Origin of the sequence: Streptomyces albicerus, from assembly GCF_008905045.1 — a bacterium.
In the GTDB taxonomy this organism is placed as follows: domain Bacteria; phylum Actinomycetota; class Actinomycetes; order Streptomycetales; family Streptomycetaceae; genus Streptomyces; species Streptomyces albicerus.
Genome location: NZ_VWMY01000092.1, coordinates 17,828 through 28,142 on the forward strand (window position 1 = coordinate 17,828; position 10,315 = coordinate 28,142).

General features: G+C 69.4%; 12 protein-coding genes and 1 pseudogene. 4 read left to right on the forward strand and 9 right to left on the reverse strand.

The features are described 5' to 3' along the window. On the reverse strand, positions 1–1,456 hold a 1,456-nt coding region (locus GAS53_RS55750), incomplete at its 3' end, for a SulP family inorganic anion transporter (protein ID WP_192583613.1). A gap of 401 nt (positions 1,457–1,857) precedes the next feature. Between GAS53_RS55750 and GAS53_RS47925 the strand changes: the two genes are divergently transcribed. Continuing rightward, positions 1,858–2,259, forward strand: a complete 402-nt coding sequence (locus GAS53_RS47925; RefSeq protein ID WP_151484084.1) for a MerR family transcriptional regulator — start codon at positions 1,858–1,860, stop codon at positions 2,257–2,259. A gap of 53 nt (positions 2,260–2,312) precedes the next feature. Here GAS53_RS47925 and GAS53_RS47930 read toward each other — a convergent pair whose 3' ends face one another. From GAS53_RS47930 to GAS53_RS47965, 8 genes are all read right to left on the reverse strand, one after another. Further along, positions 2,313–2,711, reverse strand: coding sequence for a VOC family protein (locus GAS53_RS47930; protein WP_151484085.1), 399 nt, complete (start codon positions 2,709–2,711; stop codon positions 2,313–2,315). A gap of 165 nt (positions 2,712–2,876) precedes the next feature. Then, on the reverse strand, positions 2,877–3,128 hold the full coding sequence (locus GAS53_RS47935) for a hypothetical protein (RefSeq protein ID WP_151484086.1): 252 nt from the start codon (positions 3,126–3,128) through the stop codon (positions 2,877–2,879). A gap of 64 nt (positions 3,129–3,192) precedes the next feature. Next, on the reverse strand, positions 3,193–3,432 hold the full coding sequence (locus GAS53_RS47940; RefSeq protein ID WP_151484087.1) for a hypothetical protein: 240 nt from the start codon (positions 3,430–3,432) through the stop codon (positions 3,193–3,195). Between the two features lie 20 nt (positions 3,433–3,452). Continuing rightward, complete coding sequence (locus tag GAS53_RS47945; protein WP_151484088.1) at positions 3,453–3,659, reverse strand: hypothetical protein; 207 nt, start codon at positions 3,657–3,659, stop codon at positions 3,453–3,455. Positions 3,660–3,979: 320 nt separating this feature from the next. After that, positions 3,980–4,735, reverse strand: coding sequence for a hypothetical protein (locus GAS53_RS47950; RefSeq protein ID WP_151484089.1), 756 nt, complete (start codon positions 4,733–4,735; stop codon positions 3,980–3,982). A 407-nt stretch (positions 4,736–5,142) separates the two neighbouring features. Beyond that, positions 5,143–5,943, reverse strand: coding sequence for a hypothetical protein (locus tag GAS53_RS47955; protein WP_151484090.1), 801 nt, complete (start codon positions 5,941–5,943; stop codon positions 5,143–5,145). 243 nt (positions 5,944–6,186) lie between these two features. Continuing rightward, entirely contained in the window at positions 6,187–7,788 is a 1,602-nt protein-coding gene (locus GAS53_RS47960) for a peptide chain release factor 3 (protein WP_151484091.1), read from the reverse strand. Continuing rightward, entirely contained in the window at positions 7,785–8,228 is a 444-nt protein-coding gene (locus GAS53_RS47965) for a MerR family transcriptional regulator (RefSeq protein WP_151484092.1), read from the reverse strand. The genes GAS53_RS47960 and GAS53_RS47965 overlap by 4 nt, the downstream gene beginning before the upstream one ends. A 243-nt stretch (positions 8,229–8,471) precedes the next feature. On the opposite strand from GAS53_RS47965, the pseudogene GAS53_RS47970 reads away from it, so the two are divergent. From GAS53_RS47970 to GAS53_RS47980, 3 genes and pseudogenes are all read left to right on the forward strand, one after another. Beyond that, positions 8,472–8,702 (forward strand): annotated as a pseudogene (locus tag GAS53_RS47970) (6-phosphofructokinase); the annotation flags it as partial. A gap of 73 nt (positions 8,703–8,775) precedes the next feature. Beyond that, on the forward strand, positions 8,776–9,438 hold the full coding sequence (locus GAS53_RS47975; protein ID WP_225859570.1) for an antibiotic biosynthesis monooxygenase family protein: 663 nt from the start codon (positions 8,776–8,778) through the stop codon (positions 9,436–9,438). Between the two features lie 81 nt (positions 9,439–9,519). Then, positions 9,520–10,315: ribonuclease J (locus tag GAS53_RS47980; RefSeq protein WP_151484102.1), on the forward strand; the 796-nt coding region annotated here is incomplete at its 3' end.

Below are 10,315 nucleotides of genomic sequence, written 5' to 3' on the forward strand. Positions count from 1 at the left end.
CGCTGGGCTCGTTCAGGCCGACGATGGTGACCTTCTTGCCGCGCTGCTTGTACTTGGTCTCGATGGCGTCCAGTGCGGCCACCGACGAGGCGTCCCAGATGTGGGCGTCGGTGAGGTCTATGACGACGTCGTCCGGGTCGTCCTTGTAGTTGAACTGGTAGACGAGGTCGTTGGACGAGGCGAAGAACAGCTCGCCGGTCACGGCGTAGACGACCTGGTTGCCGTCGGGGTCGACGACGCCGGAGACGTTGGCGAGGTGGGCAACGCGCTTGGCGAAGATCACCATGGCGGTGACGGAGCCGAGGACGACGCCGATGGCGAGGTTGTGGGTGGCGACCACGGCGGCGACGGTGACGACCATGACGGTGGTCTCGCCCAGCGGCATCCGCTTGAGGGTCTTGGGCTGGATGGAGTGCCAGTCGAAGGTGGCGACCGACACCAGGATCATGACGGCGACCAACGCGGCCATGGGGATGTCGGAGACGACCGGGCCGAAGGCGATGCACAGCACCATCAGGAAGGCGCCGGCGAGGAATGTGGAGAGCCGGGTGCGGGCGCCGGACGTCTTCACGTTGATCATCGTCTGGCCGATCATGGCGCAACCGCCCATGCCGCCGAAGAAGCCGGTGACGATGTTGGCGATGCCCTGGCCGATGGACTCGCGGGTCTTGTTGGAGTGGGTGTCGGTGATGTCGTCGACCAGCTTCGCGGTCATCAGCGACTCCATCAGCCCGACCAGCGCGAAGGCGAACGCGTACGGGGCGATGGTGGTCAGCGTGTCCAGCGTGAACGGCACGTCCGGCAGACCGGGCACCGGCAGCGAGGAGGGCAGGTCGCCCTTGTCGCCGACGTTGGGGACGGCGATGCCTGCGGCGACGGTGATGACCGTGAGGATCACGATCGAGACCAGGGGGGCCGGGACGGTCTTGGTGATCTTCGGGAAGAGCACCATGAGCGCGAGGCCGCCGGCGATCAGCGGGTAGACGGCCCAGGGGACGTCGTGCATCTCGGGCACCTGTGCCATGAAGATCAGGATGGCGAGGGCGTTGACGAAGCCCACCATCACCGAGCGCGGCACGAACCGCATCAGCTTCGCGACGCCCAGCGCACCGAGCACGATCTGGATGAGACCGCCGAGGATGACCGCGGCGATCAGGTAACCGAGGCCGTACTCGTGATTGAGCGGCGCGATGACCAGGGCCATCGCCCCGGTCGCGGCGGAGATCATGGCCTTGCGGCCACCGACGAACGAGATCACCACGGCCATCGTGAACGACGCGAACAGGCCGATCGCCGGGTCGACCCCGGCGATGATCGAGAAGGAGATGGCCTCAGGGATCAGTGCCAGCGCCACCACCAGGCCGGCCAGCACCTCGGTGCGGAAGACCTTCGGGGAGTCGAGCCAGTCGGGCTTGGACATGCGCAGCTTGGGGCCTGCGGACAGCAGTGAAGACATGCAACCGTTTCTGTTCGGGCGCACACATCTACTTGCCGGATGCATGCGCGTCGTACTCGACTCCACGCAAGGGGCGGAATCCCCGGCGGCCCGGCCTCGACGGGGGCCCTGCCGGATGGAGTGGCAGCCTTTGCGGCTGCCGGTCGGGCATCATTGCCCGGAAGTCTGCGGGTGCCGGCGGGGCCCGGTCGGGGCCCGCGCTCTGACGGGGCCGCCCTGGCTGCGCCTTTACAGCGTGGCTGCCCTCGCGAAGAGACTCTACCCTGACGTGAGGTGAGAGTGCGACCTGTGACTTGTGAAATGCAGGTAAACACGGCCTCGGATCATGTGATTCCAGACACGTATGCTGGAGCACTTCGAACGTTCGAATGCGGCGGGACGCAGGAGGAGAAGGCGTGACGATGACTGAGCGGCAAATGCAGATCGGCGAGGTGGCCGAGCGGACCGGTTTGTCGCTGCGCACGATCCGCCACTACGAGGAAGTTGGCCTCGTCATCCCATCCGCCCGCAGCAAGGGCGGCTTCCGCCTCTACACCGAGGCCGACGTCGAGCGCCTGATGGTCATCCGCCGCATGAAGCCGCTGGACTTCTCGCTGGAGGAGATGCGGGACCTGCTGGAGATCACCGACCGCATCGCCGCCACCGACGACCCTCCGGTGGGCGAGGAGAAGGAGCGGCTGCGCGAGCGCCTCGACTCCTACCGCAAGGTGGCCGACGCCCGCTGCGAGACGCTGCGCGCCCAGCTGATGGCCGCCGAGGACTTCGCCGCCACCCTCCGCCGCAGGCTCGGCGAAGGGAAGTGAGAGCGGCGCGTGGGGGAAAATCTCCTCACGCGCCGCTCGACCGGCCGGCTCGGTTACGACGCTGTCGGTTCACCGCTGCCGTAGGGGCGGGTGATGACCTCCATGCCGTGTCCGGCGGGATCCATGAAGTACATGCCGCGCCCGCCGTCGTTGCGGTTGATCTCGCCGGGCTGCCTGCCGTGCGGATCGGCCCAGTACGTGATCTCGGCGTCCTGGATCCGCTGGAAGATCCCGTCGAACTCTTCCTCGGTGACGAGGAACGCGTAGTGCTGCATGACGATCGACTCCGCGGGGATGGCGGCGAAGTCCAGGGTGACGCCGTTGCTCACCGCGATGGGGATGAACGGGCCCCATTCGGTCCCGATCTCCAGGTCCAGGATGTGCGCCAGGAACTCGGCGGATTCCCGGTTGTCCCGGGCGTGGACGATAGCGTGATTCAACTTGACTGACACGGTGGAATGCCTCCGTAAGGCAAACTCACGGGCACCTCCATGCCTCACCCGGGCGGTGACCGACACGCGATGCCGTGCCGTCATCCTAAACAGCCAATGCCCCGTCGCCCCAAGTCATTTCGTCGGTCGGCGCTTGCCCCTGCCTGGGAGGGTGCGCCCTTCAGTTCAGTACGCCCACCATCGGCCCGAATCACTCTGCTGTACCCATCGCGCGATGCCGTCCTCGCCGATCGTGCGTACGTGGGCGCTGTCGAGGCGATCGGCCTTGACGGTGCAGGTACGGGACCAGTTGCCGCGGGCGTCCACGTTCTCGAAGGCCACGTCCCCGGCGTCTGTGCGGGTGGCGCGCCCGGCGGTGAGGATCATCTCGGAGCCGTCGGTCAGTTTCACCATGAACGTTCCCATCGGCGTTCTCATCCTTCTCAGCGTGGGCTGCCCCCGGGTCGCGCAATGCCCCTGCCCCGGCGGGCAGGCGGCTGTTTCAGTAGCACCACCAGGTGCCGTCGGGCGGCTGTGGAATCCAGTGGTAGCTGCCGCCGTCGGCGGGGCCGCGCCGGAAGACGGCCGTCACCGTGTCCGCCCGGTACGTGTGCACCCGCTCGGAGTTGCCGTGCAGGTCGGTGCGTTCCAGCACGATCTCGCCCGACGCGGTGCGCCCGGCGGCGTCCGCCTCGATCAGGGCATCCTCGCCGTGGGCCAGTTGCAGCATGAAGAGAGCCATGGGCTTGTGCTCCGTGCCGCTCAGAGTCCGACGGGGATCGCGGGGAGGTCCTCCCAGACCTGCCGCAGTTCCGTGTAGCGGCGGTCGGGCAGCTGCGCGAGCACTTCGCGGAGCTCGGGGCGGGCACCGGCCGCCGCGATGAGCAGATCGCTCCTGCTCAGTCCGCCGTTTGCGAAGAGAGCGGACAGATGGTCGGCGATTTCCATGCGGGTGACGTCATCGGCCATGAAGGGACTCCCAGTTGGCGGGGGGCGCGCGTGAAACGGATGGCTGCGCGGTGAAGGTCGGGGCGGCCCCGACGGGCGGCTCCTCCGCCGTTCCCGGGCGATGGCGGGGCAACGGATCCGCCGGCGCCCGGCAACGGCTTGGAAGCAGGCCGACCAGGTCGGCGAGCAACACTACTCTAACGCAAGGGTAGAGTGAGGATGCAAGTCACCCACTCCTTCTGCGGTCAACTACCACTTATATTCAGGCATACCGGCGAGCCGCGAGGGCCCTCCCCGGGCGGCCACTCTGACGTGGCGTGAAGATAGGCCTGGACCCCGGTTCAGGGGTGGAGCAGGTGCAGGCGGCCGAGCATGGGCTCCAGGCGCAGCGGTGCACGCACGTCGCGCGCGGGGGTGCCGTCGATGTCCAGCCGGTAGATCCCCCAGGGGCGTTCGTAGCGCAGTCGCCTGACGCGGCGAGGGGCGAAGGTCCCACCGCGCACCTCGAGGGCACCGTCCGCCGCCAGGTCGATCTGCAACGGCAGGTCCGCGGGAGCGGTGAGCTTCTCGTTGTCCAGCAGGAGGTAGGCGTTGCCGGGGTGGGGCTGCAAGCAGGTGATGGTCACCTGACGGACGGCTATGTCGAGGGAGTCGCCGGGGAGACGGATGCCGATGACGGGGCGCCGGTGGGCGCCGAAGCCGGTCGGCATGCCGGGTCCCTCGTGGGACCGGCGCTCGATGAGCAGGGGCAGGTCCCACAGTGCGGCGGCTCGTAGTGCCTGGTCGTGCTGCGAGCCGCCGACGTGCAGCAGCAGGTCGGCATGTGGGCGCTGCCGACCCTGCGGTGCGCGGTGGCGTTCACCGGCCTCAGGTACGGGGCTGAGCTCGATGCTGTGGATGCCCTGATGGGCCAGGCGCTCGCGCAGTAACCGCGCCTGGTCGCGATCGGTCCGGCCCCACCCGCGCAAAATCCCCAGCACGGGCCGGGCGGTGGGCAGTTCACCGGCGAGACGTACGGCGGCGGACAGCAGGTGCTCCTGGCCTGCGTCACTGTCCGTGTGGTCGACGCCGGAGGAGGAAGGCGTGCGGGACGGCATGTGGGTCTCCTTTGCCTTCACGGAAGACGGGTGTCCCGTCTCGGAGGAATGGCGAGGTTGCGCTCCCGCAGGGTGGGAGAGGGGCCCGCGAGGCCGGAGCTGTGGTCAGGGCAGGACACCGGTCTCGCGGGCGGCGGCGAAGTGGCCGCCCCGGGTGTGCCGCGACGCCCCGCCCGAGTGGCCCGGGGCGGGACTCCTCGCAGCTCTCCCGGCCACGCATCTCTAACCCAGCGCGAGAGTCTGCCGCTTGTGAATTGCGGCTGCATCTAGCGAGTTACCTTACAGACTCTCACGTCGAGATAGAGTCGTGATGAGCTGGCCGATCAACTGGACAGGTCCGGTCGGCACGGCGGCCCCGGTAGGCCCTCCACTCGACGGTGGTCGGGGCCGCCATCCCCCTCACCACCTCAGTCGTCGCCTCGGCGGAGCTTCGCGGCGGGGTCGGAGGCGAGCCAGCCACGGGCGCCCCAGAAGTCGACGGCCCGCAGGATGGTGCCCAGGGCGCGCTGCGCGGCCGCACTGTTCCGGTCGCCCCAGTGTCCGTCGCACCAGGCGGCCAGACTGTCGGCGGCGTCGGGTTTGTCCAGGACGCCGAGGCGCTCGTGCGAGCCGAGATGGGTGCCCAGCACCAGCATGGCGGTGTGATCGACCTCGCCGGAGGCTTCGGCGAGGAAGGCGGCGATCGCCTGCCGCACGGTCGGCACCACGGAGGGCGCCACCGGGCGAGGGCGGCTACGCGTGGCCCAGGGCTGCGCAGGAGGGCCGGCAGGCCGCGCAGGACGCTTGGCCGGTTTCGCCGCCGGGGCGGGTTGCGTGGCTGGCCGCGGGGCCGGTGTGGCGGTCGGCGCCGGGCGCGGCGCGGGCCCCATTGAGGGCCGCTGCCCGGGTCCGTACAGGCAGTTGGAGACGTAGTCGCCGGGGACGGGCGTGTTCTGGGCGATGGAGGTCTCAAGGACCTCGGCGTCGCAGGTGCGGCACAGCGGCACCTCGCGCCAGCCGATGATCGACAGCTGGGTGCCGCGCGAGTGGCGGGTCATGGCCTGCGGCCGCTCCACGATGTCCTGGCCGCCACAGCCCGCACAGCGGGGAGCGCCCCGCATCCACTGGGCCCCGCACGACAAGCAGGTGACCCGGATGTCACCCTCACAGGGCTCCCCGCGCAGTTCCTCGCCCTCTCCGCACGACGGACACTCCGCCACACCCGCCATCGGCCTTCCCTCCCGGCTGCCTCACCAGACTGCGCACGCCATTCAAGTCTACCTTCACGTGAGGGTAGACTCCGGGGTAGATGATCACAGGCCGACCATGCCGGTGGTGACGCGGCAGGAGGTCGGCGCCGCACACCTCTGGCGTTCAGGTCCAGCCGGGTCCGCAGGACAACCTGTCCACCATCGTGCGGGCGGCCGGCGGCCGACGGGGAAGTGGTGGAGATCCTGCTGCCGCGACATGCCCTATTCGTGTGCGGCGAGGAGGTGTTCGAGCCGGGCGTCGGGAAACGCCCGCTCGAAGGAGCTGGCCTGCCAGCGGTCCGGGAACAGGGCGAGGACGGCCTTGTCTCGGATGCGGGTCAGCGCCTCGCCCTTGACCAGCCGGGAGCGGTTGAGCGCCTCGCCTCCGGACGCGTCCGTCGCCCGCGCCAGATGGTAGGGCAGCGTCTCCAGCCGTACGGGCGCGGAGAACTCGCCCGCCATCCGCGCGGAGACGACATCGAACTGCATCGGCCCGACCGCGGCGAGCACTGGCGCCTGCTCGCCGCGCACATCCGACACCAGGACCTGCACCACTCCCTCCTCGTCCAGCTGGGCGATGCCGCGCCGGAACTGCTTGGAGCGGCCGATGTCCACGGGACGTACGACCGCGAAGTGCTCGGGGGCGAAGGTCGGCATGGACGGGAAGAGGGCGGGCGGGCCGTCGTAGAGGGTGTCGCCTACGCGCAGGGCGGCGGCGTTGACCAGGCCGACCACATCGCCAGGGTAGGCGGTGTCGACCATGGAGCGGTCCTGGCCGAACACGCTGTGCGCGTACTTGGTGGCGAAGGGCTTGCCGGAGGCGGCGCGAGTGACGGTCGCGCCCCGTTCGAACATGCCCGAGCACACCCGCAGGAACGCGATCCGGTCGCGGTGGGAGGGGTCCATGTTGGCCTGCACCTTGAAGACCAGGCCGGAGAAGGGCGCGTCGACCGGGCGGCTGCCGCCGCCCTCCAACTCACGCGGGCCGGGCGGTGGGGCGAGGTCGACGACGGCGTCCAGGAGCAGGCGGACGCCGATGTTGGACAGGGCGGCGCCGAAGAAGACCGGGGTGGAGGTGCCGGCCAGGAACGAGGGGCCGTCGAACTCGGCCCCGTCCGCCCGCAGGAGTTCGAGCTCGTCGGTGGCCTGCGTCCAGTCGGCGCCCTCTTCGATCGCGGCCTGCTCGGCGGGGATCGGCTCCTCGACGGCTTCGTGGGCACCGCCCGGTGCGCGGGTGTAGCGCAGCATCCGGCCGGGCTCGCGTACGTCGATCAGTCCGCGCAGGTATCCGGCGGTGCCGACCGGCCAGGTGACAGGAGTGGGCCTGAGGCGGAACTCGCGCTCGATCTCGTCCAGCAGCTCCAGCGCCTCGCGCCCCGGGCGGTCCCACTTGTTGACGAACGTGATCACCGGGATGCCCCGGTGGCGGCAGACGTCGAAGAGCTTGCGGGTCTGCTCCTCCAGGCCCTTGGCCGCGTCGATGAGCATCACCGCGCAGTCCACCGCCGCCAGCACCCGATAGGTGTCCTCGGAGAAGTCCGCGTGCCCAGGAGTGTCCAGCAGATTCAGCACACAGCCGCGGTGGGCGAACTGCAGGACTGCCGACGTGACGGAGATGCCACGGGCCTTCTCCATCTCCATCCAGTCCGAAGACACCCCGCGGCGCCCGGACTTGCCGTGCACCGCGCCCGCCTCGGTTATCGCGTGCGCATGCAGGGCGAGGGCCTCGGTGAGCGTGGACTTGCCCGCGTCCGGATGGCTGATCACCGCGAACGTCCGCCGCCGGGCGGCCTCACAGGCCGCCCATTCACTCGTGGCGTTCACCGCACCGTCTTCACAGCTGTCGTGGGTGCATCAAGGAGCTTGGCCAGGTGCCCATGCAAGGAGTGAGCGAATTCCTCCGCCGACGCCAGCTCCCGGCGCAGGTCCACACACCGTGCGTCGGCCTCCACCCGGTACTTCCGCAACATCGCCACCAGTTCCTCGTGCGCTTCCTCGTCGCTCTCGGGCAAGGGCCCGCCCGCGTCGGGCAGCCGCTCCAGGACGTCCAGCAGTGCCCGTACGTCCTCCAGGCAGAAGCCGAGCGGGCGCATCCGGCGCACCAGCGCCAGCCTGCGCACCTCCGCCTCCGTATAGAGGCGGAAGCCGCCCGTACTGCGCTCGCTGGACGCGACCACGCCGACGTCCTCGTAGTGGCGGATCGTCCGCAGCGACAGCCCCGTGCGCTCGGACACCTCGCCGATCTGCATCAGCTTTCCGCCCACGGCTCCACCACCTCGCGTCGCCAGCCCGGCTCCCCCACCTACTGCAAACCTACCCTAACGTTAGGGTAGGTTGGCAATCGCTGCAACGAGGTGGCCTGACAGGCCGCCGTCGTTGTCAGGCGGCGCCGTCACTTGACCGCCAACGGGCAGGGGCCGGCCGCGCCGCCGGCAGCCCGATTCCGCTCAGGAGTCCGTACCGCAAAGCGTCTTGGTGTCCTCGCGTCCGGCGGCGACTGCCCCGGCCTGAACGCCGTCATCCGGTCCGTCGTACACCGCGCCGTCATCGACCACGGCGACGAGGTCATCGAATTCCTGGACGGCTGGAAGGGCCTTGTGGAGTGCCACTCCCTCAAGCTCGACCTCGACGCGTTGAGCGGCATCCTGGCTCGCGGCGGCACCATCCCCGGCTCCTCCCGGGTCCAGCCGGCGCATCTGCGTGACGGCGTGGAGCGGGCCAAGGGGCATCTCCGTAAAGCAGTTGCGGGACCGGCCCGTCGCGCAGCCACAATCGGCGCAGCACACGTCCCGGCATGTGGAGGCGCACAGCGTGATCAGCCCTGCCTTCCCTCGAATCGCACGATCCGATGTGCCCCTCATCGTCATCGGAACCCGCTACACCAACAGTCCCGACCACCAGCGACGGCTGGCTGACGCCGAAGCCCACGAGTTCGACCGCGGCCCCTGGGCCGGCGGACTTGCCGCCATCACCTGGTTTCTGAGCATGGACGGCGAGACGTTGCTGACCTGTGCCCAATGGGACAGCGACGCGGCATACGACGCGTACCTGCAAGGCAACGGCCCCGCGACCCCGCTCGCCGGACCGCCCGGCTACCGGCTGTACCGCAGCCTGGCCGAGGCGGGCGAGACCCGCACCCCCGGCTGCCTGATCACCGCCGCCTTCGATGTGGACGGACCCGAGCGGCAGCGGTACTTCACCGACGCCGTCATCGCGGCCCAGCCCGAGGAGGGCGGGCACCCGGGAGCGATCTCGGCACACTTCCTGCTGAGCATCGACGGAACCCGGGTACTCCTCTACACGGAATGGACCAGCGTCGAGGCCCACCAGGAGGCGGCCGAGGCGGGCGATCACGGCAAGGGACACGAGATCTTCTCCAGCACACCCGGCGTACGGCTCACCCACGGCAACCGCTACCACCTCCACCGCACGCTGTCCCGTCCGCTGCCGCAGCAGCCCCGCTCCACCCGCTGACCTCCTCGGCCGCGCCGTGTTGAACCGGCTGGTTGGGCAGCCAGTGGATCACCTCGCCAGACTCTCCGGTAACGTCAGAATATGAGCCATCCGCATCCAGAACTGAAAGCCGCCCCTCCCCTGCCCAAGGGAGGGCTGCGGGTTGTTGCCCTGGGCGGCCTGGGTGAGATCGGCCGCAACATGACCGTCTTCGAGCACGCCGGCAAGCTGCTCATCGTCGACTGCGGCGTACTGTTCCCCGAGGAGACCCAGCCCGGCGTGGACGTGATCCTGCCGGACTTCACCTCGATCCGGGACCGCCTGGATGACATCGTGGCCGTAGTGCTGACCCACGGGCACGAGGACCACATCGGAGGCGTGCCGTATCTGCTGCGCGAGCGGTCCGACATTCCCGTCGTGGGCTCGAAGCTGACACTGGCGTTCCTCGAGGCCAAGCTCAAGGAGCACGGCATCCGGCCACGCACGGTACGGGTACGCGAGGGCGACCGGCGCACGTTCGGGCCCTTCGACTGCGAATTCGTGGCGGTCAACCACTCCATCCCGGACGGTCTCGCGGTCGCGATCCGCACCAGTGCCGGGATGGTGCTGCACACCGGCGACTTCAAGATGGACCAGTTCCCCCTCGACGACCGGATCACCGACCTGCGCGCCTTCGCCCGCCTCGGCGAGGAAGGCGTCGATCTCTTCCTCACCGACTCCACCAACGCCGAAGTACCCGGCTTCACCACCTCCGAACGCGAACTGAACCCCGCGATCGAACAGGTGATGCGCACCGCCCCGCGCCGGGTGATCGTCTCCAGCTTCGCCAGCCATGTGCACCGCATCCAGCAGGTCCTGGACGCCGCCCACCAGCACGGCCGCAAGGTCGCCTTCGTGG

Bases quoted from the DNA above. Each gene is read 5' to 3' on its own strand.
- GAS53_RS47950 (WP_151484089.1), bottom strand. From the start codon at position 4,735: ATGCCGTCCCGCACGCCTTCCTCCTCCGGCGTCGACCACACGGACAGT.
- GAS53_RS47925 (WP_151484084.1), top strand. From the start codon at position 1,858: ATGACTGAGCGGCAAATGCAGATCGGCGAGGTGGCCGAGCGGACCGGT.
- GAS53_RS47935 (WP_151484086.1), bottom strand. From the start codon at position 3,128: ATGAGAACGCCGATGGGAACGTTCATGGTGAAACTGACCGACGGCTCC.
- GAS53_RS47940 (WP_151484087.1), bottom strand. From the start codon at position 3,432: ATGGCTCTCTTCATGCTGCAACTGGCCCACGGCGAGGATGCCCTGATC.
- GAS53_RS47955 (WP_151484090.1), bottom strand. From the start codon at position 5,943: ATGGCGGGTGTGGCGGAGTGTCCGTCGTGCGGAGAGGGCGAGGAACTG.
- GAS53_RS47945 (WP_151484088.1), bottom strand. From the start codon at position 3,659: ATGGCCGATGACGTCACCCGCATGGAAATCGCCGACCATCTGTCCGCT.